The organism is Neomelitea salexigens DSM 19753 (genome assembly GCF_000422345.1).
Lineage (GTDB): Bacteria > Pseudomonadota > Gammaproteobacteria > Pseudomonadales > Spongiibacteraceae > Spongiibacter > Spongiibacter marinus_A.
On sequence record NZ_AULP01000002.1, the window covers coordinates 130186 to 154058 of the forward strand.

General features: G+C 54.1%; 25 protein-coding genes. 6 read left to right on the top strand and 19 right to left on the bottom strand.

Annotation, left to right across the window (positions count from 1 at the left end; all coding sequences use genetic code 11):
• Positions 1–409 precede the first annotated feature (409 nt).
• Entirely contained in the window at positions 410–1003 is a 594-nt protein-coding gene (locus H573_RS0103915; protein ID WP_027873121.1) for a cysteine hydrolase family protein, read from the top strand.
• Between the two features lie 20 nt (positions 1004–1023).
• On the top strand, positions 1024–3567 hold the full coding sequence (locus H573_RS0103920; protein WP_027873122.1) for a PAS domain S-box protein: 2544 nt from the start codon (positions 1024–1026) through the stop codon (positions 3565–3567).
• A 2-nt stretch (positions 3568–3569) separates the two neighbouring features.
• Here H573_RS0103920 and H573_RS16945 read toward each other — a convergent pair whose 3' ends face one another.
• Complete coding sequence (locus H573_RS16945) at positions 3570–4037, bottom strand: hypothetical protein (protein ID WP_154653831.1); 468 nt, start codon at positions 4035–4037, stop codon at positions 3570–3572.
• A 58-nt stretch (positions 4038–4095) separates the two neighbouring features.
• Positions 4096–4668 carry a TetR/AcrR family transcriptional regulator gene (locus H573_RS0103930; RefSeq protein WP_027873123.1) on the bottom strand — a complete coding sequence of 191 codons (573 nt, stop codon included), beginning with the start codon at positions 4666–4668 and terminating at the stop codon, positions 4096–4098.
• 95 nt (positions 4669–4763) lie between these two features.
• Between H573_RS0103930 and H573_RS0103935 the strand changes: the two genes are divergently transcribed.
• Positions 4764–5981 carry an NADH:flavin oxidoreductase gene (locus H573_RS0103935; RefSeq protein ID WP_051170989.1) on the top strand — a complete coding sequence of 406 codons (1218 nt, stop codon included), beginning with the start codon at positions 4764–4766 and terminating at the stop codon, positions 5979–5981.
• A 5-nt stretch (positions 5982–5986) separates the two neighbouring features.
• Here H573_RS0103935 and H573_RS18805 read toward each other — a convergent pair whose 3' ends face one another.
• A complete protein-coding gene (locus tag H573_RS18805) occupies positions 5987–6415 on the bottom strand; it encodes a styrene oxide isomerase (RefSeq protein ID WP_051170991.1) in 429 nt (142 codons plus the stop codon).
• A 93-nt stretch (positions 6416–6508) separates the two neighbouring features.
• On the opposite strand from H573_RS18805, the gene H573_RS19255 reads away from it, so the two are divergent.
• On the top strand, positions 6509–6688 hold the full coding sequence (locus H573_RS19255) for a DUF2256 domain-containing protein (RefSeq protein WP_084497911.1): 180 nt from the start codon (positions 6509–6511) through the stop codon (positions 6686–6688).
• Here the strand turns inward: H573_RS19255 and H573_RS0103945 are convergent.
• From H573_RS0103945 to H573_RS0103995, 11 genes are all read right to left on the bottom strand, one after another.
• A complete protein-coding gene (locus tag H573_RS0103945) occupies positions 6648–7619 on the bottom strand; it encodes a hypothetical protein (RefSeq protein WP_154653832.1) in 972 nt (323 codons plus the stop codon). The two genes, H573_RS19255 and H573_RS0103945, sit on opposite strands and share 41 nt — an antisense overlap.
• A gap of 113 nt (positions 7620–7732) precedes the next feature.
• On the bottom strand, positions 7733–9118 hold the full coding sequence (locus H573_RS0103950) for a tetratricopeptide repeat protein (RefSeq protein ID WP_027873126.1): 1386 nt from the start codon (positions 9116–9118) through the stop codon (positions 7733–7735).
• Positions 9118–9717, bottom strand: a complete 600-nt coding sequence (locus tag H573_RS0103955) for an energy transducer TonB (protein WP_027873127.1) — start codon at positions 9715–9717, stop codon at positions 9118–9120. The genes H573_RS0103950 and H573_RS0103955 overlap by 1 nt, the downstream gene beginning before the upstream one ends.
• A 6-nt stretch (positions 9718–9723) precedes the next feature.
• Positions 9724–10131, bottom strand: a complete 408-nt coding sequence (locus H573_RS0103960; RefSeq protein ID WP_027873128.1) for an ExbD/TolR family protein — start codon at positions 10129–10131, stop codon at positions 9724–9726.
• A 10-nt stretch (positions 10132–10141) separates the two neighbouring features.
• Positions 10142–10669, bottom strand: a complete 528-nt coding sequence (locus H573_RS0103965) for a MotA/TolQ/ExbB proton channel family protein (protein ID WP_027873129.1) — start codon at positions 10667–10669, stop codon at positions 10142–10144.
• A 7-nt stretch (positions 10670–10676) separates the two neighbouring features.
• Complete coding sequence (locus H573_RS0103970; protein WP_027873130.1) at positions 10677–12062, bottom strand: MotA/TolQ/ExbB proton channel family protein; 1386 nt, start codon at positions 12060–12062, stop codon at positions 10677–10679.
• Positions 12062–12892: a DUF3450 domain-containing protein gene (locus tag H573_RS0103975; protein WP_027873131.1), complete on the bottom strand. Its 831-nt coding sequence runs from the start codon at positions 12890–12892 to the stop codon at positions 12062–12064. The genes H573_RS0103970 and H573_RS0103975 overlap by 1 nt, the downstream gene beginning before the upstream one ends.
• A 292-nt stretch (positions 12893–13184) precedes the next feature.
• Complete coding sequence (locus tag H573_RS0103980; RefSeq protein ID WP_036255728.1) at positions 13185–13697, bottom strand: dihydrofolate reductase; 513 nt, start codon at positions 13695–13697, stop codon at positions 13185–13187.
• A gap of 12 nt (positions 13698–13709) precedes the next feature.
• Positions 13710–14549, bottom strand: coding sequence for a thymidylate synthase (locus H573_RS0103985; RefSeq protein WP_027873133.1), 840 nt, complete (start codon positions 14547–14549; stop codon positions 13710–13712).
• Positions 14550–14553: 4 nt separating this feature from the next.
• Positions 14554–15348, bottom strand: a complete 795-nt coding sequence (gene lgt, locus H573_RS0103990) for a prolipoprotein diacylglyceryl transferase (RefSeq protein WP_027873134.1) — start codon at positions 15346–15348, stop codon at positions 14554–14556.
• 1 nt (position 15349) lies between these two features.
• On the bottom strand, positions 15350–16144 hold the full coding sequence (locus H573_RS0103995; protein WP_036255730.1) for a sulfite exporter TauE/SafE family protein: 795 nt from the start codon (positions 16142–16144) through the stop codon (positions 15350–15352).
• 61 nt (positions 16145–16205) lie between these two features.
• Here H573_RS0103995 and H573_RS16955 point away from each other — a divergent pair, with 61 nt between their 5' ends.
• Positions 16206–16925: an NRDE family protein gene (locus H573_RS16955; protein ID WP_051170993.1), complete on the top strand. Its 720-nt coding sequence runs from the start codon at positions 16206–16208 to the stop codon at positions 16923–16925.
• Positions 16926–16948: 23 nt separating this feature from the next.
• Here H573_RS16955 and ptsP read toward each other — a convergent pair whose 3' ends face one another.
• Both ptsP and rppH read right to left on the bottom strand, forming a co-directional pair.
• On the bottom strand, positions 16949–19210 hold the full coding sequence (gene ptsP / locus H573_RS0104005; RefSeq protein WP_027873136.1) for a phosphoenolpyruvate--protein phosphotransferase: 2262 nt from the start codon (positions 19208–19210) through the stop codon (positions 16949–16951).
• On the bottom strand, positions 19210–19716 hold the full coding sequence (rppH, locus tag H573_RS0104010; protein WP_027873137.1) for an RNA pyrophosphohydrolase: 507 nt from the start codon (positions 19714–19716) through the stop codon (positions 19210–19212). The genes ptsP and rppH overlap by 1 nt, the downstream gene beginning before the upstream one ends.
• Before the next feature lie 214 nt (positions 19717–19930).
• Here rppH and H573_RS0104015 point away from each other — a divergent pair, with 214 nt between their 5' ends.
• Positions 19931–20584, top strand: coding sequence for a histidinol-phosphatase (locus tag H573_RS0104015; RefSeq protein ID WP_027873138.1), 654 nt, complete (start codon positions 19931–19933; stop codon positions 20582–20584).
• A gap of 60 nt (positions 20585–20644) precedes the next feature.
• Here H573_RS0104015 and gcvH read toward each other — a convergent pair whose 3' ends face one another.
• From gcvH to H573_RS0104030, 3 genes are all read right to left on the bottom strand, one after another.
• Positions 20645–21031 carry a glycine cleavage system protein GcvH gene (gene gcvH, locus H573_RS0104020; RefSeq protein ID WP_027873139.1) on the bottom strand — a complete coding sequence of 129 codons (387 nt, stop codon included), beginning with the start codon at positions 21029–21031 and terminating at the stop codon, positions 20645–20647.
• Positions 21032–21100: 69 nt separating this feature from the next.
• Positions 21101–22750, bottom strand: a complete 1650-nt coding sequence (locus H573_RS0104025) for an ABC transporter permease (protein ID WP_084497912.1) — start codon at positions 22748–22750, stop codon at positions 21101–21103.
• Positions 22751–23776, bottom strand: a complete 1026-nt coding sequence (locus tag H573_RS0104030; protein WP_027873141.1) for an extracellular solute-binding protein — start codon at positions 23774–23776, stop codon at positions 22751–22753. It lies immediately after the preceding gene.
• Positions 23777–23873: the final 97 nt, after the last annotated feature.

The window sequence follows — 23873 nt, forward strand, 5'->3', positions numbered from 1 at the left end:
GCTAACGTCGCAGCCAACAAACCCAGCACACGGCACCTCTGTACAAACTATCTTTAGTAATTCAATGAGTTAGCAACTAAGGCGCAAAAACACAAAATACTAATAAAGAGAAACAACGAGCCCCCGGCTTAAATAATTAAACCACCTCAGCGAGCGCAGCGCGGTCAGTAGCCCCTTCCTATCAGCACCTGCTCTCCCAGGACATTGAGCGCGGTTAATCTCGGCGATGATCGCCCCAAGCAATACGCAACGCAAAATAGTTTTCTTTATGCAAGGCAAATTGCTAAAAATCAGCAAAAAAGAATGGAATGCCGGTTAAAACAATGACTTATCGTCAGAAAATCCCTGGCATGTCCTTTGCTCGTCATATTGCGAAACAAGTTGAGACACTTTATAGGAGCGCAATCCGGTGGACCTTTCTTCGACTGCATTAATACTTATCGGCTTTCAAAACGACTACTTTTCTAAAACGGGCATTCTGCATAGCGTGATAGAGGAATCATCGCGGGTAAGCGGAGTGTTAGAGAATACTCTAGAATTGTTAGAGAACGTGGGTGATCGCTTCGGATGCGTCATATCTACCCCCATTCATTTTACCGAGAGCTATGAAGAGCTTGAAAACCCCGTCGGCATCCTGCAAACCATTAAAGAGGTTCAAGCCTTTAAAGCCGGGACTCATGGCTCGGAAACGATTGAAGAGCTGGCGCCGTATACAGATTTAATAACAGAGGTAGCGGGTAAACGCGGGCTCGATGCGTTTTCAAACACGGCACTAGAAAAGCTACTCCGACAAAAGAATATTACCCAAGTGTTGCTCGCGGGAACCGTGACCTCGATCTGCATAGACTCTACGGGACGGCACGCAGCTGAGCTTGGTTTTGGTGTCGGCGTATTGGAGAACTGCACATCGAGCCGAACCGTATTTGAACAAGAGTTTTATTGCGAGCATGTATTCCCACTTTACGGTCGAGTAATTAATTCTCAACAACTATTAGCAGCTTAATGAGAACTAGAGAACACGCCATGGGCCCGTCAAACAATGAGCTCCAACTGCTATTGCAAAACAAGATGGTGGAAGAGCTTGCCGCCAAGCAGCGAGATTTTGAACTCCTTACCAATCTATTGGAAGAGATTGTTTTTCGCTGTGACGAAAATGGCGTATTCAAGTTACTCAATGATGCCTGGGAGAGAAAAATCGGGTGGCCAGTCAACGTCAGCGTAGGCAATAGGTTCGCGGCGTATCTCGACGATCACGATTCAATACTTCGCGTTAGCGAAGGCCTTCACAAAAAGGAAGACCTCGACTGCGAGATTGTCATGACGAGCCGCTTCGGCGATATCAGGTACTTTCACCTGCGAGCCAAGAAAAAAGAATCCGATTGGTACGGCTCTTTATACGATGTGACTGAACAACGTCATACGATGGAGGCGCTCGAGCAAAGCCGAGAGCAAGCCCGAAAACTGTCTCTCGTTGCAAGCCGCACTGACAACCTCGTTGTGATTACCGATGCGCAGGGGCATGTGGAATGGGTAAATGAAAGCTTTGAAAAAATTACCGGCTTCTACCTTCATGAAGTAAGAGGCAAATCACCGGGAAAATTCCTTCAGGGTCCAGAAACGAAGGAAGAAACCATCCGTGAGATGCGCAAGGGACTTGCCAACGGCGAGGGGTTCAATGTCGAAGTCGTCAACTATAACCGCCAGGGCGTGCCCTATTGGCTTGCTATCGACTGTACGCCTATTAAGGATGATGCGGGCAACCTTATTAACTTTATTGCCATAGAGCGTGAGGTAAGCGAACGCAAAGCCAATGAAAAGCGCCTCAAAGATAGTGAGCGGCACCACAGAACCATACTCAACTCAGTAAGCGAAGCAATCTTTCATGCCGATGAGAATCTAGACCTCTACTACGCCAACCCCGCTTGGAGCGGCATGACCGGGCACTACTTTGGGGAAGGCGAGCACAAAAATCTAAAGGAATTCATCCATACCGACGATATTCCCCTATTACTCAGTGCGCGAGATGAAGCGCGACGGGGCAGCAGTACAACCCGACAAGAGCTACGTCTAAAGGATTACAACGGCGAATGGCGAAAAGTAGAACTGCTGCTATCGCGGATTGATCAAGAGCACGACTTCACTGGTGCACTTATTGATATAGACGAACGCTGGCAGGCAACACAGGCCATCCTTCGCGCCAAGCAGGAGGCAGAGGACCTGTCGGAAGCCCGCACGCGCTTCGTGGCTAACATGTCACACGAAATCCGCACGCCCTTGAACGCGATTATCGGCATGAGCTCTGTACTGGAGACCACAGCTCTCGATGAAGAACAGCGACTTTGCCTAGACACCATTTGCAACGGTGGCAACGCGCTATTGTCCGTTATTAACGACGTTCTTGACCTAGCGCGGCTAGAAAGCCAAGCCATTGAATTAGAGCGCCATGAATTTCAGCTTGCCCAACTCTGCGAGGAGGCTTTAGACCTAGTGGCGCTGAAATCAGCAGAGAAAGATATTCATTTGGTCGCCAGCTGCGACAGCTACATTCCTCACACACTAATAGGTGATAGCCACAAAATTCGGCAGTTGCTTCTCAACTTATTGAGCAACGCCGTTAAGTTCACTGCTTCTGGAAAGGTCGTATTGTCATTTCGATGGGATCAAAGCCAATCGCCGCTGGGCACCCTTCACTTTAACGTGAGCGACTCCGGCATCGGTATTCCACCAGAGAGACTGCCGACATTATTCAACGCGTTCACCCAAGCCGACCCCTCCACCACCCGCCGTTTTGGCGGATCAGGGCTCGGGTTGGCTATTTGCCAGCAAATCTGCTCAGCAATGGGCGGCGACATTTCCGCGACCAGCACGGTCGGCGAGGGCTCTTGCTTCACATGCAGCCTGCAGTTAGAGGCCGCAGACCTAACTCCTCCCAAGTCCGGAGGAACACTCACGCTGTTTAGTAACGACGCACATTTGCAATGCACCGCCTCATGGCTGGCGTATCAGCAGGGACTGCAAATGCAAACGCTACCACCCGACGATAGCGGCATTGCAATCTTCTACGATAACGGCGAGGGACATATAAAGACACTTTTGAACAAGCACCTACCGGATATCACTAGCCCTTTACGACTGTGGAAGAAATTAGCCCCTTATCAAGCGCCGCAACTCAGCGGCTCCAATGCTCAGGGGAGTCGACGACTAAGCATCCTCATCGCCGAGGACACCGTGCCCAATCAAATTGTGGTTGATGCAATGCTAAAAAAATTGGGGTACGCCGATTACACCATCGTCAACAATGGTCAGGAGGCACTGGACGCGATGGCCACTCGTCACTATGACTTGGTGTTATTGGATATTCACATGCCCATCATGGATGGTTTTACAGCAGCCAGGGAAATTCGTGCAAACGCGAACTACAACAATACTCGTATCATAGCCGCCTCTGCAGACGTCACCACTGATGCCCAGGAGTCAGCGTCCGCAATCGGCTTTGATGATTGGCTAGCGAAGCCATTTACACGCAAATCTCTTGAAGAGCTTCTCGAGAGCCAGCAAACAACCTAGGCTCAATGGCTTTCGGCACCGCGATTGACGTTTCGCCCGTTCCCATCAGCCTGGAGGTAACGGCGGCTGTCAACCCAACCTTTCTCTGTGTAGAAGCCCCAGCGGCGAACTTTCGGCCCGGTGATAAATAAGGTGAGACTATCATCGGAGAGCAAGGCCAAACGGTGTGGCGCTCTGGACATCCGTGCCGTCACAGAGCCCTGCTCAAGTACGCGCTCTGCATTGGGCTGGGTCTCTGAAATACGCCCTCGTAATACGATAGAAATATTGAACAGCCAAGGGTGATCGTGAAGGCGGCTGTCCGGGTCATCTTCTTGGACGTGGTGAAGGTATACATTGAACACGCGGTTTTTAGGCAGCAGATGCCAGCGCGTCAGGTAGCGCTCACCAATGCACTTTGAGGGAGGCGTGTCCATATGACGCTCAGCTCGCCGTTGCATGGCGAAGAGTAATGCTTGAGGTAACTTCATTAACTGCAGGCCAGTATACGGTCAATCAGGGGAACAAATTATAACAGCCACCGGGGCATCAGACATTGTCTAACGCTTGCAGCAGGGGTTGAAGCGCCGCACTGCTATCGTAGTCACTGCGCTCCCCGCGCATTAGCGCTGCTTCGGTCAACGCTGCCAGAAGCATTCTGGCGTAGAGCTCTCTATCGCTGTCGGAAAGCTCGCGCTCCGGCCACATCTCGTCGAGACGCCGCTGTGCTTCCAGCACCACAGCACTGCGGCGCAGTCGTTCGCGACCCAGAATGTGGGGCGCATCCAGCAGCACGACCTGAACAAAGCCCGGCTGATCGCAGAGCGCCATAAATCGCTGCCACGATTCTGCCAGTCCAGCGTCACCGCCATTTTCCGACGGTGCCTGAAGGGTGGCGAGTAGTTCTGCCTCGTAAGACTCGGCGACCGCCTCGAAGAGGGCTTCCTTGTTGCCAAAGTAGTGATAGATGGGGCGGATGGTTGTTCCGGCCTCCCGGGCAATATCCTCCAACGCCGTGGTGGAATAGCCTTTTTCACCGAATTGTTGACGAGCACAGGCCAGGACTTTTGACTGGGTCTCTTCCCGTCGCTGGGCCTGCGTGCGGCGCTGTTTTTGAACCAATACTCTACCCTCTTAATAGCGGTGCACAGTGTAGCTTGCTTTTTGCAAAGATGATATGTAGCGTTATTACATATAATTATTTGACCGAGTCCGCCATGAATCCGACCCACCCCCCCCTCGACAGCCTCACTTCGCTGGAAAAGTGTTTCTCGCCCGCCAAGATCAATGGCCTCGAGTTAAAAAACCGACTTATCAAAGCAGGCACCTTCGAAAATATGACCCCCTTGGGGATGCCGGGCTCGGCGTTAAGTGGGTTTCACCAGCGCCTGGCGGATGGCGGCATTGCCATGACAACACTCGGCTATTGCGCGGTGACTGCCGACGGCCGACTCAATGAAAATATGATGTACATGCACGAAGGTATCCGCGAGCCCCTCACGTCGCTGATCCAGTCATTGCATGAACGCGGTACAAAAGTCTCAGGGCAAATGGGGCATTGCGGCGGGTTTTCCAAGAATCGCGAGCTACAACGCCGCCGGCCGCTGGGCCCAAGCTTCGCAATTAATGGCTTAGGCCTAAGTCACGGCATGTTCTTCGCCGATGCGATGTCCACCCAAGATATCGATGACATGGTGGATCAGTACCGCGATGCTGCGCAATTTATGAAGTCTGTGGGTTTCGACGCGCTGGAGATCCACTTTGGCCACGGCTATGGCCTTTGCCAATTTATCAGTCCAAAAACCAATAAGCGCCAAGATGAATATGGCGGCAGTTTGGAAAATCGCATGCGACTGCCATTGCGGGTACTTGCTGCGGTTCGCGAAGCGGTTGGCGACACCTTTCCTATACTCGGCAAGATCAGTATGTCAGAGGGCGTACGCGGCGGGATCCATTACGACGACTCGGTTGTAATTAGTCAAATGCTCGACAGGGCCGGTATTGATGCCATCGTCTGCAGTGGCGGCACCAGCACGATGAACCCAATGCTAATGTTCCGTGGCGATAATATGCTGCCTACGATGCTCGCGACAGAGAAAAGCCTGCTGATGCGGCTTATTCTGCGGCTGGCAGGAAAGTCGATGTTTCGCGATTATCCCTACACGGATCTCTATTTTCTCGAGCAAGCAAAACGCATTCGCGAGGCTGTTAACTGCCAGCTAGTGTACATTGGCGGCGCAACCGGGAATGATAATTTCGCCGACCTGATGAACGCGGGCTTTGACTTTATTCAGCTTGGGCGCAGCCTATTGAGCGACCCCGAATTACCAAATCGCAGCGCGCGCGATGCCGGTTTTAAGAGTCGCTGCGTTCACTGCAACGAATGTGTGGGAACCATCGAGAGCCCCCAGGGGATTCACTGCACCCGTTACTGAAAATGTCAGCTCCGCTTGTTTGCCGCGACGGCATAGATAAATACGGGTAGCGCGAGGAGCGGAATCGTCCCCGGAATATAGAAACCGTAGACAATGAACGCCTCCAAGGCGGTTTCGGGGACGATTAAGCGCTTGGTAACAAACAAGGCGTTGATCAGCGGCCCGATGATATTTGCGTAGCAGCCGACAATTAGCCCCCAACGCGCCACGCTAAGCACACTGCCCTCGCGGTATATTGCCGGCCAAGCCGCAGCAATGGCGATGACCAGCAAGCCATTCATCAAGCCTTCCATATGCGCAAAGCGCCACACGCCGTAGGCAGGCGCGTCCTGAGGCCCCGTCGCGGCAACTGAAAATCCAATTCCGGCCAAAAGCCCTAAAAGAAGAATAATCAGGCCGTGAAATAAAACTTGCCGCTGTTGCTGAGCACCCATGTTATCAATCCTTATTTTTGTTATCTCAGATGTAAACTGTGTAGTGACGAGGAATGGTAGCGATAAACACATCAGGGGGAATCGTCCATTCCTATGACTCACCGCAAGGAGCAGCTTCCAGAAAAGATATGCGTCGTTTGCAATCGTCCCTTCTCATGGAGGAAGAAATGGCAGCGCGACTGGCCGTCGGTTAGGTATTGTTCAGAGAAGTGTCGGCGGTCGAAGACACGCGCTACTCAGAGAAAAACACATCCAGACGAAATGTTAAGCTAGCTTCGGCATCCCAGCCCTCATCTCGTGCAAAATACAACTCGGGACTGACCGTGAAATACACCCAGTCCTCATGTATTTGGTTACGGTAGTTAGCGCCAACAAAGTACGCCGTCAGGCGACTGCGGTGCTCATTGTTCGCAAAGCCACCGAGGCGGTATTCCATCGACTCGCGCTCATTGATGCGGTACGACAGTGACAACAACTGGACGTTTTCAAAAAAATCGTTTCGGTCTTCAAACTCCAGTCCCGTGAAGTAGCGTAGGCGGTAACGCTCCCCCAGCGGCCGACTCATCGTATATTCCGTCGACTCCCCCCACCCCTTATCACGAAACCACCAAAACTCCTGCTGGAACTCACGCTGCCACTCACCCCAATCGGAGAACGGCCGTCTAAGGCGAAGACGAGCGAAGGGCACCAGTGGGGTTCGCACACGAATACCAATACGCGCACTCCGCTTCCAATGATGCCACTCTGACAGAGGAGATATTTCAAGGCCGGTCACCGATTCCTCGCGACTCGGACGCTCGCCGCTTGAGCCGCCACGCACCCGCTCTTCCAGCGGGTTGTTTGCATCGGCATCACTGTTAAAAAACAGCTTCGTCTTTCGCTTTGTATTGGGCAGGTCCACCTTCGCACGAAGGCGTACATCGCTTTCTAGCTCGCCGCGCTCGCCGATAGTTTGCCGCAATTGCAGCTTTAAATAGCTTTCGTTGTTGTAATCTTCCGCGGTATCTTCGTTGCTTAGATAGCGATCGACATTTTCAGCGAAAACCACCCAATTTTCGGACCATTGGTCCCTGGTCGCTTCCGCACTTTCCATTGTCCGCTCGATAAAGCTCGGGGGCGAGGAGGCTGGCAACGTCTCTCCCGCCACCACCGCTGCAGCACTGCAGAACAGAAAGGTAAGCAGAATATACAACGCTGTTTTCAAAAAGGAATTCCTCGCGGCCATACCCTGACTATAGCGGCCGCTTCGGCTGTTGGCATCGTCCAGGCAAAAAAAAGGCACCTTACGGTGCCTTTTAACGAATCATGCCAGATATATCAGATGTCGTCTTTCAACGCCGCCTGACGAGCCAGCTCGCGATCCATAAACTTAATCCACTGCGACGCATAGCCTTTTGACCGCTCGTCTTTCAACGCTTGTTTGAAAGCTTTACGCGCACCTTCATAGTTCTGCAAGTTAAAGCGGGCCATACCAAGCACAAGGTTCGCAGTATCTGGACGCTTTAGATTACCTTTCTTGAAGGCATTTTCTATCGCTTTCGCAGCCTTTTCGAACTCGTCGTTGTCCAGGTAGATGCTACCTAAGCGTGACCACAGCTCGCCCTTGTCGGACTTGGCCGCCGCTTTTTCCATTACCGGAATCGCACGCTTAACTTCTTGCGACTGGCGCCATGAGTTACCGAGCAGCTCAAGGTTTTTGGAGGTAGCAGGAATCGCACCTGACTTAATACCTTTATCTAACACCTTCGCTGCTTTGTAAGGCACTTCCTGAGAAAGGAACAAGTAAGCCATATTGATCAGCTCTTTATCCTTCTCCAGCAAGCCTTGCTCATAGGCCGCTTCCATGGTGGCCGTTGCCGCCATTTCACGCTTCTGCTCGTTATACATGGCAGAAAGTTGCAGCCAGTAGGCCTTCTTCTGGTAGTGCTTCAGCGTCTCTTCGAGAATATCGACAACCTTGTTGATGTTGTTCTTCTCGTAGTAAAGGTAGCGTTGCAGTCCCCACCACTGCTCCTTGGGCACCTTGCCTCGGGATTTGTAGTCGTTGATCGCTACCTCAATATACTTGAGGGCACGAGTCAAATCCTTAAGCTGGTAATAGCCCTGGGCCAGCAGTGCATAAGCACCCGCACCCGGCTCTTCCTGCAGCTCCTTCTTCGCTTTGAACCACTCCAGCAGCACTTTCACGCCGTTTTTGTAGTCTTCTTTAACGAAATACAGCTGGGCAATGGTGTACTTGGTATTCAGCTCCATCGCTTCCGGGATATCCGGCTGCTTCACCACATTACGGTAGGCATTCAATGCCTGCTCGTATTTCTCTTGGGTGAAATAGATGAAGGCGTACATGTTGTACAGGTTTGCCAGCTCGTAGCTGTTCAAAGAACCCCGACCCTCTTTGTCGCGCAAGGCATTGAGCATCTGGATTGCCTCAGAATACCGCTTTTCATCAGCAGCCATCTGAGCTTCGTTCAGCTTCTCAAATATCTTGGCGCGAATGGCCGGCGTACGACGCGTGCTGCGCCGCGGCTTTTCCTTTTTCTCCGCGGCGTGGACGATATTTACGCCGTCCATTTGCAGAGCGGGGGCCACCAAATTGCTAGCAACCGGGGTAGCCAGTACCGCTGCTACACCCAAGCTGAGGGAACATGCCAGCTTGACCAGCACCGGGCGCACGACTTTTGTGCTCACGTGATAATCAGACATCATTTCTCCAACTCAAAGGTGAAGCGGTTCTGGATCCCCGGTACTTCGATCGGCTCGCCATCTACCACCCGAGGCTTATATTTAAACTTCTGGGCAGCTTTGATTGATGAGCGCTCGAAGTAACCCGGAGGGCTACAATCCACGGGGGCGATATCGCGCGTGGTACCGGCTTTCGTTACGGTGTACTCAACCGTACAGTAGCCTTCAACACCTCGGCTTTGCGCGCGGCGCGGATAGATTGGCGCAACTTTAACGATAGGCAGATATTCACCATCGGACGCCGACAAACCACCAGCAGTGTTGGTCATTTGCAGGCTCTGTTGAGGCGCCATATTAACGACCTCAATGTCCGGGTTCACATCTTCCATCTCCGGCTGTTCCATATCCGGCGGTGGCTCTTCCGGTTGTTTGGGCTTATCCGGCTTTGCGTCTTTCATTGTTTCGATTTCGGTGTCCGGCATCTGAATGTCGGCCAACTTAGTACGCGGCTTCTCGTCCAACGTCTTGTCAGCTGACTCGATCAGATATGGCATTATGATGAACAGCGCTGCTGTCACCACAAATGCCAATGCGGCACCGATCAGGAGTCGAATATTCATAATTGATCAGCTGTCTTCAGTGGCCAATGAAACATCGTATACGCCGGCCGCTCGGCTGGCGTCGATAACCGCAGTAACCGTTTCGGTATTCGAGGCTTTATCAGCCTGAATAACAACAGCACCTTTTGGGTTTTCGGCATGCATACGCTCAACAACCGAGCGCACTGCTCGCTTGTCGACACGACGCTTGTCGATCCAGATTTCATTAGTACCAGTAACAGCAATCAGAATATTCACATTTTCTTTCTTGCTGGCCGTTGAGGCCTCGGGGCGATTCACCTCGACACCGGCTTCTTTGATGAACGACGCTGTGACGATAAAGAAGATCAACATGATGAAGACCACGTCGAGCATCGGCGTCAGGTCGATCTCGGAGGAGTTTTCCTCAGCACCTGCTTTGCTATGCTTTCTCATAACTGTTCTCTTAATGATCGGTTGTCAGATGGTCTTCCAAAAGCTCGCTTTCGCGCTCCGCAATACCTTTTATATAAGTATTGATGAATACGCCTGAAAGAGCGGCAACCATTCCAGCCATTGTCGGAATTGTTGCTTTTGAAACACCGCCGGCCATCGATTTAGCATCGCCACCACCGGTCACTGCCATGATATTAAAGACTTCGATCATGCCTGTGACCGTGCCCAACAGACCCAGCAGCGGACAAAGCGCCACCATGGTCTGAATCATTGGCAGACTCGCATTGATCTGCAGAGAAACCTCTGAGATCAATTTTTCGCGAATCTGCTTGGCATTCCAGGATTTGCGCTCACTGCGCGCTTCCCAGGTGTTGATAGCGTTATTCACGTCTTTCGACAGCCCGAACTTGTAATACCAAACCCGTTCAATAGCGAGAGTCCACATGACGAAGGTCAGGAGGGCAATGTAGTTCAGTACAGGCCCACCGGCTTCCATAAATCGCCGTATGATCTCGATCCATTCATTCAGTTGGTACATCGCTTAGTTACCCCGCGCGCCCTTCTGTGTGTTCGGCGATAATGCCAGTCGATTGCTCATCAAGCACATGCAGGATTTTCTTAGCGCGACCGCTAACAAACGTGTGCAGCAGTACAGTCGGGATGGCGACAACCAGACCCAGTACGGTCGTTACCAGAGCACCAGAGATACCACCGGCCATTGCCTTCGGATCGCCCGCACCAAAGATGGTGATAGCTTGGAAGGTGATGATCATACCGGTTACGGTACCCAGAAGACCCAGCAGCGGCGCTACCGCAGCGATGATCTTCAGCAAGTTCAGAGAGCGCTCCAAACGTGGTGTTTCTTTCAGAATAGCTTCTGACAGTTTCAGCTCGAGTGTTTCCGCATCCATACTTGGATTGTCTTCGTGTACTTTCAGAACACGGCCCAGGCTGTTGTTGTCATTAGCAGTTTTGCTCTTGAGCTGGCTGTTGACCTTCATATCTTCGATGGTCAGAACAATCAGGCGCCAGATAGCGATCAGCATAGCCAATACACCCACTGCAGTGATTACGTAACCAACCACGCCACCTTGGTGCCAGCGCTCAGTCAGCGTTGGGCTATCGATCAGTGCAGCCAGGTATGAACCGCCCGAAGGACCAGTGGGGTCAACACCGAAAGGCGTTACGCCTGAAGTTGTTGATGCCAACTCGTTAGCCCAACCCATGTAGGGGCCTTTAGGCTGACGTGCCAACACTGCAACAGTGCCATTTTCTGAAATGTACTGCAGGTATTCGCCGTCGCTGTTTACGAGGTTGAAGGTACCAACACGTACCACCTCTTGCTGAGTTTTCTCACCAGCAGCAGTAGTCACTTCAGTTTGGAATTTCACCACTCGGCCTGATTCAGTCATTTCGCGCTGAAGCTCAAACCAAATACGCTCAATTTCCTCGATGCTTGGCAGCTCTTCAGCGCCGGACATCTTCGAGATCAGGTCATCAACGAACTGCTCACGATTGGGGAATTGAACGCTGATGATCGACGTCTGGAAGTTAGAACGCAGGTCGCCGGCAGTAGAGGTCAGGTGACCAAACAGCTCGGTCAACGTACCCAAACGCTCTTTCAACTGACGCTGCTTCTCGGTCAGGACGGTTTCGTTTTCTTCGAAGGTGTTTTCCAGCTCAGAAGAGCGCTTCTCTTCATCAGCCAGGGTTTTTTCAGCTTCTTTCAGCATTTTCTGCTGGTCGTAGCGAGCGTTTTTGAAACGCTGCTCGCGAGCTTTTTGCTCACGCGCGTCGCTTGCGCGACCTTGCTTAACCATTTGCAGCAGTTCATCCAGTGACTTGGCTTCTTGAGCCATCACGGGGCTTGATGCCAGAGCGATAGTGCCACCGATAGCCAGTACGGCAGCTTTCAACAGATTACGTTTCATTATTTAGCAGCCTCCGGAGCCGGAATCGGGAGTTTCATGATATCGATGGACGCCTGCTTACGAGCGATACGCAAGCCTTTCTGGATAGCGCCACGGTAGTCGCCAGCATCCAGTTCAGTCCATGTGCCTTGGGTCTTGTCCCAAGCGCCCGACACTTTGCCATCGGTAGTTTGGTAAAGCAGACCGATGCGGCCGATACGGAGGAAGTTAACATCGCGCTCAGCACCGTTGACGGTCGCTACGCCTTTGTAGCTGTCAATTTTGCGGCCGTACTCGTTCTCGATTTTGTAGGCTTCAAGAACCTGACGGAATTTTTCAGCGATGGTGATATCAGAGCGATCCAGGTTGTTGCGCAGGAATTCGATACGCTCTTTGCGCTCCTCGAGGTGGAAAGGAACATCCAACTCAACGAATTGCTCCAGGCCGTCGATCATACGCTGAATCAGTGGATCGATTTGGCGCTGAATGATCGTTGCTTCGTCAACCGCTTTTTCCAGGCTTGCGATACGACGCAATTGACCAGCGATCTGTTTTTCCAAACGCGCGTTGTAGACGCGAAGGCCGTCGACCTGCTTCATCACTGTTTTGTAGTCTTGAAGCAAATCGCCAGTTTCTGCAGCCAGGCGGTCAATACGAACCTGAGAAGCCTTGGCAGACTTGGTGCGCTGTTCGCCAACTTTGACGATAGCACTCACAGGAATAAGGGGTTTAGCGGGCTTAGCGGGCGCAGCAGCGGCATCTTGCTCAGCTGAATAAGCAGACGATGCAGCCAGCACACCTGCAGTCGCGGCGACCGCCAGCGCGATTGATTTCAATCGATGCATTTTCATGGGAATTGCTTTTCCTATTTGGGACGTTTAGTGAAAGCAGAGCTTATTATCTTCTGTCAGCCGTACGGCCAGTCGCAAGACCGTGCTTTCATACAGCGGGACTTATTTTAATCACGGGCTTTCGCAAGAATCAACGAGAAAGCTAAATGTTTCGTAATATAAAAGTTAGGGAAAATGCGTAAGGAATAATTGTTACCGATACGTAGTTTATGGTAACAGATTAGAGCCGCCAGGTAACACTCTCGCAATGAAAGTGATTAGCACATCCCTTTTAAAAACACCAACAAAACCCTTACAGCGCGCGACGCTGATAATTGACGAAGGCGTAGGCTGGGGCGCCCTCTTCCGCAGCGAAGTTTTGCCGAGACACCTCACCCCAGTCCCGCTCATCGAGTTCAGGGTAGAAAGCATCGCCATCAACCTCTGCGGCCACTTCCGTGACGTAAACGCGGTCAACGCTAGTTAAGCTCTGGCGGTAGAGCGTCTCGCCGCCGATAACGAAAATCTCATCAAGGCCGTCGCGCTCAGCGCTTTCACGGGCAGCATGCAGCGCGTCTTCAAGTGATGCGCAAACCTTGGCTCCCGTCGCACCGTAGCCTTGCTGGCGAGTCACAACAATATTTTCACGCCCAGGCAAAGGGCGGCCGATAGACTCCCAGGTTTTGCGCCCCATGATAATGGGCTTGCCCATAGTTAGCGCTTTAAAGTGCTTCAAATCGGCAGGCAGATGCCACGGCAGGCGGTTTTCCACCCCAATGACTCGCTGGCGATTCAAGGCGACAATGTGTGCAACAGCTATCGGCATTAACACGTCCTTTTATATGGCAATGGGAGCCTTAATGGCTGGGTAGGGGTCATAGCCCTCGAACTCGAAGTCGGCAAAGTCATAATCGAAGATCGACGCCGGACGACGATTGATGCGCAGCGTTGGCTGCGCGCGAGGCTGGCGACGCAATTGCTCTTCGACAATCTCATCGGTGAGATGGTTTTGATAGAGGTGGCAGTCGCCAAAGGTGTGCACAAACTCGCCAACATCCAGATCACACTGCTGGGCAATCATGTGTGTCAGCAGGGCATAGCTGGCGATATTAAAGGGCACCCCGAGGAATAAATCGGCGCTGCGCTGGTAGAGCTGACAAGACAAACGGCCATTGGCGACATAAAACTGGAACAAGGTGTGACACGGCGGCAGCGCGGCACGCCCAGCACGCACATTGTCCTGAGGGCTCACTGACTCATCGGGGAGGTCAGCCGGGTTCCAGGCATTCACCAGCAAACGCCGTGAGTCCGGTTTGCGACGGATCATATCCACCACTTCACTAATCTGGTCAATGGTCGACCCATCTGGGCAGGCCCAGCTTCGCCACTGTTTGCCATAGATCGGCCCCAGGTCGCCATCCTCCAGCGCCCACTCGTCCCAGATCGTCACCCCGCGCTCGCGTAGCCAGTTGTTGTCACAACTGCCATTTAAGAACCAAATCAACTCGTAAATAATACTGCGAAGGTGCACCTTCTTGGTGGTTAACAACGGAAAGCCCGCCTGCAGATCAAAGCGCAGCTGGCGACCAAATACCGAGCGCGTTCCCACTCCGGTGCGGTCACCTTTATCCACGCCGTTGTCACGCACATCGCGCAATAAGTCTAAATACTGTTGCATAACCCTATCCTTGCACTCTGTCTCGACGGTAGGCGTAGATCAACACACCCAAACCCACCGCAATCATCGGCAGCGACAATAACTGCCCGCGCGTCACCCAGCCCAGCGCATCGAAGCCGATATGGCCATCGGGCTCGCGGAAAAACTCCACTATAAATCTGAAAATGCCGTAGCACAGCACAAAGAGTGCGCCGGGCGCCAACCGGGGACGCTGCTTGCGGGTATAAAGGAACACGATCAAAAACAGCAACACGCCCTCTAACGCAAACTGGTAAAGCTGCGACGGATGGCGCGGCAACTGACTGGGGTCGCGCGGAAAGAGCATCCCGATCGCGCTGTCGGTTGGCCGCCCCCAAAGCTCCTGACCGATGAAGTTGCCAATGCGCCCAAGGCCCAAGCCAATGGGAACCAAGGGAGCAATAAAGTCCCACAGCGCATAGATCGACACATCAATACGCTTGGCATAGATCGCAATGGCAAGCACGACACCCAAGAACCCGCCGTGAAATGCCATTCCCCCTTCCCAAATACGGAAAAGCCAAAGCGGGTCGGCGAGAAATTGTTCGAAATTGTAAAACACCACATAGCCAAACCGACCACCGAGAATGACCCCCAGCGCCCCATAGAAAATCAGATCTTCCAACTGATCCTCCTTCAGCGGACTCCAGGGCTGTCTGCAGCGCATTTTGCCGATGTACCAAGCCGCGGCAAAACCCGCCAGGTACATCAGGCCGTACCAATGTATCGCCAGTGGCCCCAGCTGAACGGCAACGGGGTCGATATCTGGATGCCTGAGCATATTAAAGAGCTCCGTATATAAAGTGACTGCCAACGGCGAGCAGAAATAATGCAAAAGCTTGCTTTAGCCGACGAGCAGGTAGTTTCTGAGCCAGATTAGCGCCCAATTTAGCGCAGGGAGTACTGCACAGGATGATCGCCAGCAACGCCGGCCAATACACAAAACCACTAGACCACGCAGGCAGCTCTGGGTGCCCATAACCGGCAACAATATTTGTCAGCGCACCGACAATGGCAATGGGTAAGCCGCAGGCAGCAGATGTCGCCACCGCGCGCTGCATCTTCACGTTGCACCAAGTGAGAAAAGGCACGGTTAGTGAACCACCACCAATGCCAAACAGCGCCGACAAGAAGCCGATAAAGCCGCCGGCCAGCGCCGTTTGTGGGCGAGCCGGCAACTGCCGGTCGGCTGGTGGCGATAACCCAAATGCCATTTGCGCAGCGATCAACAGAGCAAAAATACCAAACACCAATTTGAGGCGTTCACCGGGCAGAGAGGCCGCGAGGGCAACGCCGCCCACCACACCAATCGCAATACCGGGTGCCAGCAGTCGCCAGGTTGGCCAATCAACGTTGCCGTGACGCTGATGCGCCCTTACAGAGCTGACAGAAGTGAACACAATACTGGCCAGCGATGTGCCCACCGCCAGCTGAACCGCAACCAGCGATGACACCCCCTGCAGTGCGAAGCAGTAGATCAGCGCCGGCACAATCACCAGACCGCCGCCCACCCCAAACAACCCCGCAGACAGGCCTGCCAGCGCACCAACAGCGAGATAGATAAGAACAACTGTCACGCCAGCTCTCCGCCACAAAGCCTGCTATTATGGACAGCCCTGATTTCAAGTGCCACCCGCCATGTGTTTAATTTTACTGTCTTGGCAGCCACAGTCAGCGCGCCCCCTGACCATCGCCGCAAACCGGGACGAATTTTTTGAACGCCCCACCCTCCCAGTGCACTTTTGGCCAGAGGCACCCCACATTCTGGCTGGCCGGGATCAGCAATTCGGCGGCAGCTGGCTGGGTTTAAGCACCAACGGGCGCTTCGCCGCCATTACCAACTTACGCAATCGGGAAGTCGGCGATCAAAGTCGCGGCGAACTGGTTCGCCGCTTCCTCGATAGCGGCGAGAGCTGCTCAATGTTTTTCGATGAATTAGAGACAGAGAAATACCAGTACCGCCCTTTCAACTTTATCGCTTTTGACGGCAGCACCCTGGCGCACAGCGACAATATCTCTTCGGGCTGGAACAACTTGGAAGCAGGGATACACTGCATTGGCAACATCCCACACACGGCGCGCAGCGCAAAAACGGATCTGGCGCTCGCCGACTTCAAGCCGTTAGCAGCTGGCCACGACGACCCGAAACCCTTGCTGACGCTTATGCAAGACGACCGCCCCACTGTCGACAGTGACGACGAGCTACAACAGATGTTGTCCTGCCGCTTTGTGCGAAGTTCAGTCTACGGCACCCGTTCCACTAGCGTCGTTTTTGTTCGCAAAGACGGAGCAGAGCTGTGGGAACAAGGTTACGACAGCAAACAGCGTCCGGCCGAACTTCGCCACTTTCAGGTGTAATGCTCAGGCTCGCGGGCAAGCACTCAGGGCCCGGGGGGCAATAACTTTTCCATCCCAGACTCGGCCAGCGCACTGCGCAGCAAGGCACGAACTTCATCAGCCGTATCGGCAGTCATCGCGGTTGTTAGCAAGTTTTTCAAGTCACTCATCGTCGACGCTCGAACCACCGCTTTTACACGCAGCAAGCTGTTGTCGTTCATCGAGAGCATATCGTAGCCCATCGCGGTCAATAGCAGCACCGCGCCGGGGTCGCCTGCCAGCTCACCACAAATACCCACCGGCTTACCTTCGGCATGCGCCGCATCCACTACATTGAGCAGGCTACCCAGCACTGCCGGGTGGTAGGCATGATAGAGGTCAGCCACGCGGGTATTATTGCGGTCCACCGCCAGCAAGTACTGCGTCAGGTCATTCGATCCGACCGACAGAAAATCGACACGACGGGCAAGCTGACGGGCTTGATACACCGCCGCGGGCACCTCCACCATCACGCCAATAGGGGGCAGGCTGATATCCCAGCCATCCTCGACCAGCTCATCATAAGCGCGACGCACCAGCACCAGGGCCTCATCCACCTCTTGAACGTTGCTGATCATCGGCAACATGATGCGAAGGTTATCCAGCCCCGAGCTCGCCTTGAGCATTGCTCTGACCTGCACCAGAAATATTTCAGGGTGGTCCAACGTAACGCGAATGCCGCGCCATCCTAGAAAAGGATTTTCCTCGTCAATTGGGAAGTAAGGCAGCGCCTTGTCGCCACCAATATCCAGGGTGCGCATGGTGACCGGTAGCGGTGCAAACGCTAGTAATTGCTCGCGATAAATAATCCGCTGCTCTTCTTCACTGGGGAAGCGTTCTCGCAATAGGAAAGGAATTTCTGTTCGATACAGGCCAACGCCCTCTGCCCCGCGATCGAGCGAGCGCGCGACATCCGCCATCAAACCGGTGTTCACCCACAGCGGCATGCGATGGCCATCACGCGTTTCGCTCGGCAAGTCACGGAGCGCCTCCAGCCCCTGGCTCAGGGCCTGATCTTCCTCAAGCAAGGCCCGAAAATGCTCAGAGACTTCCGGCGTTGGATTGTAGTGCACATAGCCGCTGTAACCATCAACGACCAGGCTGGCATGCTCTATCTGGGTATAGGGCAAATCGCTTGCCCCCATCACCGTGGGGATGCCCATCGCTCGCGCCAGAATCGCAACATGGGAGTTGCTGGAGCCTCTCACCGACACCATGCCCACCAGCTTTTCTCTGGGCACTTCCCCAAGCATCGACGCCGTCAGTTCTTCGCCGACCAAGATCGTGTCAGCGGGATAATCGGTATCGCGCTCGTTACTCGCCTGCAAGTAGCTCAACACTCGCCGCCCAAGGTCTTTAATGTCGGTTGCGCGATCTTTGAAATACGGGTCGTCCATCATTTCAAAAGTGTTGATGTGACCACTGACAACCTGAGCCAACGCTCCCTGCGCCCACTCGCCCTCGCGAATCTTTGCCTCCACCTCAGACAGCCACACGCCGTCATCGAGAATTCGCAGATAGACATCGAACAATGCCAATTCTTCCGGAGACAATTGCCCGACAAGCTTGCCACTGAGTTCGCGAATATCGACGCGCACCGCATCGAGCGCCGCCTCAAAGGCCCGCAGCTCTGCGTCGGCGTCCTCGCTGCGGCGCTGTGGCACCGAGTGCAACTCAGCACTGGGAACAATCACTACCGCGCGACCAATGGCCACGCCCGGCGCGCCCGCTATCCCTTTGAATAAGGCAGAAGCGGTCACAGAGTCCTGCGTCTTTGAAATTGAGCCGGTTGCTCGCGCGTGGGCCAACACACCTGCCAACTGCGCGGACATGGTGACCAAAAACGCCTCTTCTTCTTCGTCGAAGCGGCGACTATCCTTCTGCTGCACTACCAACACCCCCAACACTTCGCGCTGGTGGATAATGGGCGCCCCCAGGAAAGAGTGGTATTGCTCTTCACCAATACCCGGTAGCAATAAAAAGTTGGGATGTTTCTCGGCGTGATCGAGGTTCAGGGGCTCCTCGCGGCGCGCCACCTGGCCAACCAGCCCTTCGTCGGCCGCCAAGCTCGCTTTCCCGATTAAATCTGGATTGAGGCCTTGGTTCGCCATAAAGATGAGGCGACCACTCTCGGGGTTGCGAAGGTAGACCGTGCACACGTCTGTGCCCATCACCTCGGCAATGCGCTCGACAATAATATCCAGCGCTGCCTGCAGATTACCCGCCGCATTAACCGCCTGAACTATTCCTCGCAGCGCCGCCAGCATCAGCTTGAATGACTCCCCAGGGTATCTCGCAGTAGACGAACATGCCTGCCCGCCAGCTCTTTCATCGCGCGGCGGTATACTTCACGCTTAAAGGCCACCACTTGACCGAGTGGATACCAGTAACTCACCCACTGCCAATAATCAAACTCCGGCTTGCGGCCACAATTAAAGCGGATATCGGACTCGTTACCGACCATTCTCAACAAAAACCACTTCTGCTTCTGACCGATACACAACGGCTTATTGTCTTTACGAATCAGCCGCTTGGGCAATCGATAGCGCAACCAACCGCGCGTGCAGGCGAGAATTTCAACATCGCTTTCCCTCAGGCCAACCTCTTCATACAGCTCGCGGTACAGGGCCTGCTCTGGGGTTTCACCGTCGTTAATCCCACCTTGGGGGAATTGCCAGGCGCTCTGACCAACACGGCGCGCCCACAACACCTGACCGCAGTCATTGGCGATAACAATGCCAACGTTGGGACGAAATCCATCCGAATCAATCACATGCTCACCTGTGTTAACGTTTTTTTCTAATTTGATCTATTGTTCCACAAATTCGTGGAGCTGGGAATTCGCCCCAGCGGCTGCAAATTCACGCAGCGCTGCCAATGCCAGAGTAGACAGCACAAAAGCCAATGCAAAAGCCACGCCGAGAAGCTATGCTTGCCGTTTTTGAAGCAGCGCCCAGCCAATGGGCCTAGTTAAGTAAGGGTTTACGATGACCTTGGCGATATTCGACCTCGACAATACCCTGATTGCCGGTGACAGTGATCACGCCTGGGGGGAGTTCCTCGTCGAGCGGGGCCTTGTGGACGGTGACGAGCACCGTCGGCGCAATGATGAGTTCTATCAACAATACCAACAGGGTGGCCTCGACATCGAAGCCTACCTGCGCTTCGCCCTTGCCCCCATCGCCGGGAAGTCACCGGCAGAGCTATCCGCCCTGCATCAAGACTTTATGGCCAGTTACATTGCCCCCATGCGCCTGCCGCAAGCACAGGCTCTGATCGACAAGCATCGTCAGCAGGGGCATCGCCTGATGATTATTACCGCCACTAACCGCTTTGTCACCGAGCCCATTGCACGCGCCATGGGCATTAAGGTGATGCTAGCCAGCGAGCCTGAGCTCCGCGATGGACGCTACACCGGAGACAGCACCGATATACCGTGCTTCCAAGCAGGCAAGGTTGTGCGCCTGCAGCGCTGGCTCCGCGAAAATGGCGAGACGCTCACAGGCAGTTATTTTTACAGTGACTCCCACAACGACCTACCCTTGCTGAAGCACGTCGACAACCCCGTGGCTGTCGACCCCGACGATACCTTGCGCGCCGCCGCCGAAGAAGCCGGCTGGCCAATTGTGAGTTTACGCTGAGCAAATAAAAACGGCGGCACACGCTATCGCGAGGCCGCCGTCATCGCTTAGAAGGCGAAATTAGCCTTCACATTGTGCGTCGTAATCTTCGTTGTTAAGCAGGTTATCCAGCTCGCTAACGTCGCTGGGCTTCAAACGGAAGAACCAACCGTCGCTGTAGGGGTATTCATTTACCGTTTCGGGGCTTTCTTCAAGCGCGTCGTTCACGGCAACGACTTCGCCCGACACCGGTGCGTAAATGTCAGAAGCCGCTTTCACTGACTCGACCACCGCCGCCTCTTCACCGGCACCATATTCCGCGCCCACTTCTGGCAGCTCTACGAAGACTACGTCGCCGAGCGAGTCCTGCGCGTGATGGGTGATGCCCACAGTAACAGTGCCGTCTTCTTCCAAGCGAGCCCACTCATGGCTGCTGGCATACTTCAGTTCGCTGGGGGTGTTGCTCATGGAGCGCTCCTGGCTGACAAGGGATATTTGCAGCGCATTTTACCGCCGCTGTCGGCAAATACAAAGGCCTCAGCGCCCGCGACTGGCACGAATGCTTAACATCACCGGTATTAAACCCGCCAATACCAGCGTCAGGGCAGGCAATGCCGCCAACTGCCACTGCCCCTCAGCCGTCATTTCGAATATCCGCACCGCCAAGGTGTCCCAGCCAAACGGCCGCAACAACAGCGTGGCGGGCATTTCTTTCATCACGTCGACAAAAACCAGCACCAGAGCCGTCAACACACCCGGGCGCAGCATCGGCAGATAAACCTCCCACAGCAGGCGCCAGTTCCCGGCACCCAGGGTTCTGGCCACCTCGGGCAAACTCGGTTTCACTCGTTCTAAGGCCGAGTCCAGCGGGCCACTGGCAACCGCTAAAAAACGAATCCAGTAAGCGGCAAGCAGGGTCAGCACGGTTCCCATCAACAAGGGCTTGGGGTCGAGCCCCAGCCACGCTTGAAGCGGCAGCAGCCACTGTCGATCAAGCCAACTGAATGACAGCATAATTCCCACTGCCAACACGGACCCGGGCAGCGCGTAGCCCAGCTGCGCCGCGGCAAAAATGCTACCCCAGCGGCCGCGACTGAAACGGCGACAAAAGGCGAGCAGTAGCGCCAGTGTAACGGTCAGCGCAGCAGCCATGGCGGCCAACCAAAGGGAGTGACCAAGCAGGGCAAAGAAGCGCGATGTCAGCTGGCTGACCCCTTCGCCCACGGCCCAGTCCAGCAATTGCAGCATGGGCAAGACAAAGGCAAAGGCCAAAATCAACGCGCAATAAGCGCTCACCAGGCCAGCCAACACCGGCGGCAGCGGGAAGCGCCTTAGGTGCTGGAGCTTCGCCCCCTGAACAAACAGCCCGTGTCCACGCGAGCGCCGCTCAGCGAACAGCGTCACGCCAACAAAAAGTAGTAGTAACGATGCCAACTGCGCAGCAGCTTGCAGACTGAAGAAGCCAAACCAAGATTTGTAAATGGCGGTGGTAAAAGTGTCGTAATTAAACACCGCAACCGTGCCAAAGTCTGCGAGGGTTTCCATTAATGCCAAACCCACACCGGCTGCAATGGCCGGTCGCGCCATCGGCAATGCCACACGAAAAAAGGCTTGGCGACTGGTGCAACCCAACACCCTTGCCACTTCCAACGTCTCGCTACTTTGAGACAGAAAGGCACTGCGCGCCAGCATGTAAACGTAGGGGTACAAAACCAGGGAAAATACGACAATTACACTGGCCCGATTGCGCACATCGATGCCCCAACCGGCGCCTAACAGCTCCCGCAGTTGCGTCTGCAATGGGCCGCCAAAGTCGAACACTCCCAGTACAACGAAGGCCATAACATAGGCGGGCACTGCCAGCGGCAACATCAACAACCATTCAAATGCCGCGCGCCCAGGGAACTGGCACATGACGGTGAACCACGCCAGACTGACGCCGATCACTGAGACTAAAACACCGACACCAAGCATCAGGAACAGGGTATTTGCCACCAGGCGGGGCAATTGCGTTTCAACCAGATGCTGCCATATCTCGACTTCCGGGCTTAACCAGCTGCTCGCCAATACCACAACGGGCACCAGCACCGCGCAGACCAGCGCCACCCCCGCCGCCCTGAGTAGCCACAGTGGCGTCGGCCGCAAGCGCCGCTGATTCGCCACGCGGGCACGCTGGGCAAGTTGCATCTAGCGGTAACCCACGCGGTCCATCATTCGGATAGCTTCCGCCTGCAAGCGACCCGCTTCTACAACGGGGACCTGGTCAGCCTTAAAATCGCCCCAGTGCTGAAGCAGCGATGAAGGAGGCGTGTTGCGATTCACCGGAAATTCCTGATTCAACTCTGCAAACGCATGCTGAGCTTCCGCCTCGGACAACCATTCCAGCAATGACATCGCCAATGCTTTTTGCTTACTGGCGGCGGTCACGCCAGCGCCGGAGATATTAACGTGCACACCGCGATTAAACGGCGCTTCGCCGGTTTGGTTCGCCCAAAACAGGTCAACCGGCAAGGAGGGATCATCTGCCTTCATGCGCGCCAGGTAGTAGGTATTCACAATACCCACATCGCACTGACCAGCGGCAATGGCCTCAATAACTTTGTTATCACTGGAGAAGGGCGGCACCGCCAAATTATCAACCCAACCCGCCAATACCCGCTCGGTGTTCTCAGCGCCATCGGCACTAATCATCGTGGCAACCAGCGACTGGTTGTACACTTTCTTTGCCGTGCGCAAGCACAGACGCCCCGCCCACTGCGGCTCTGCAAGCGCCTCATAACTACTCAAGGTCTCGGGCTGTACACGCTCACTCGAGTACACAATGGTGCGGGCGCGAATGGAAAGCCCTGTCCAACGGCCCTCTGGGTCACGCAGAGATTCAGGCACATTATTTTTTAGCACCGACGACGTCTGAGGGGCCAATAAACCCTGCTGCGCCGCTTGCCAGAGATTGCCAACATCAACCGTCACCAAAATATCAGCCGGCGTATTCTCTCCCTCGGCACGCAAGCGCGCCAGCAGTGGCCCGGCAGAGTCGGTCACGTAGCGAATATTCACGCCGGTCTCAGCGGTATATTGGTCGAAAATCGGTTTAATCAGCTGCTCTATGCGCGAGCTGTATACAACCAATTCAGGCCCAGAGGGCTCTTCGCTTCGGCCACAGGCCACCAAAGAAAGTAACAAGCTAAACACTAGCGCCGAGCGAAATATCATAATGGGCAGGTCCTTAACGGTAAGAAGGCAAGAAATCTTCAGCATCAATGATAATAATTATCATTTAATGACTCAAGTTTTACTTCTCGGGGAAATG

Bases quoted from the DNA above. Each gene is read 5' to 3' on its own strand.
- H573_RS0103920 (WP_027873122.1), top strand. From the start codon at position 1,024: ATGGGCCCGTCAAACAATGAGCTCCAACTGCTATTGCAAAACAAGATG.
- H573_RS16945 (WP_154653831.1), bottom strand. From the start codon at position 4,037: ATGAAGTTACCTCAAGCATTACTCTTCGCCATGCAACGGCGAGCTGAG.
- H573_RS0103935 (WP_051170989.1), top strand. From the start codon at position 4,764: ATGAATCCGACCCACCCCCCCCTCGACAGCCTCACTTCGCTGGAAAAG.
- H573_RS18805 (WP_051170991.1), bottom strand. From the start codon at position 6,415: ATGGGTGCTCAGCAACAGCGGCAAGTTTTATTTCACGGCCTGATTATT.
- H573_RS19255 (WP_084497911.1), top strand. From the start codon at position 6,509: ATGACTCACCGCAAGGAGCAGCTTCCAGAAAAGATATGCGTCGTTTGC.
- H573_RS0103950 (WP_027873126.1), bottom strand. From the start codon at position 9,118: ATGTCTGATTATCACGTGAGCACAAAAGTCGTGCGCCCGGTGCTGGTC.
- H573_RS0103955 (WP_027873127.1), bottom strand. From the start codon at position 9,717: ATGAATATTCGACTCCTGATCGGTGCCGCATTGGCATTTGTGGTGACA.
- H573_RS0103960 (WP_027873128.1), bottom strand. From the start codon at position 10,131: ATGAGAAAGCATAGCAAAGCAGGTGCTGAGGAAAACTCCTCCGAGATC.
- H573_RS0103965 (WP_027873129.1), bottom strand. From the start codon at position 10,669: ATGTACCAACTGAATGAATGGATCGAGATCATACGGCGATTTATGGAA.
- H573_RS0103970 (WP_027873130.1), bottom strand. From the start codon at position 12,062: ATGAAACGTAATCTGTTGAAAGCTGCCGTACTGGCTATCGGTGGCACT.
- H573_RS0103975 (WP_027873131.1), bottom strand. From the start codon at position 12,892: ATGAAAATGCATCGATTGAAATCAATCGCGCTGGCGGTCGCCGCGACT.
- H573_RS0103980 (WP_036255728.1), bottom strand. From the start codon at position 13,697: ATGCCGATAGCTGTTGCACACATTGTCGCCTTGAATCGCCAGCGAGTC.
- H573_RS0103985 (WP_027873133.1), bottom strand. From the start codon at position 14,549: ATGCAACAGTATTTAGACTTATTGCGCGATGTGCGTGACAACGGCGTG.
- lgt (WP_027873134.1), bottom strand. From the start codon at position 15,348: ATGCTCAGGCATCCAGATATCGACCCCGTTGCCGTTCAGCTGGGGCCA.
- H573_RS16955 (WP_051170993.1), top strand. From the start codon at position 16,206: ATGTGTTTAATTTTACTGTCTTGGCAGCCACAGTCAGCGCGCCCCCTG.
- ptsP (WP_027873136.1), bottom strand. From the start codon at position 19,210: ATGCTGGCGGCGCTGCGAGGAATAGTTCAGGCGGTTAATGCGGCGGGT.
- H573_RS0104015 (WP_027873138.1), top strand. From the start codon at position 19,931: ATGACCTTGGCGATATTCGACCTCGACAATACCCTGATTGCCGGTGAC.
- gcvH (WP_027873139.1), bottom strand. From the start codon at position 21,031: ATGAGCAACACCCCCAGCGAACTGAAGTATGCCAGCAGCCATGAGTGG.
- H573_RS0104025 (WP_084497912.1), bottom strand. From the start codon at position 22,750: ATGCAACTTGCCCAGCGTGCCCGCGTGGCGAATCAGCGGCGCTTGCGG.
- H573_RS0104030 (WP_027873141.1), bottom strand. From the start codon at position 23,776: ATGATATTTCGCTCGGCGCTAGTGTTTAGCTTGTTACTTTCTTTGGTG.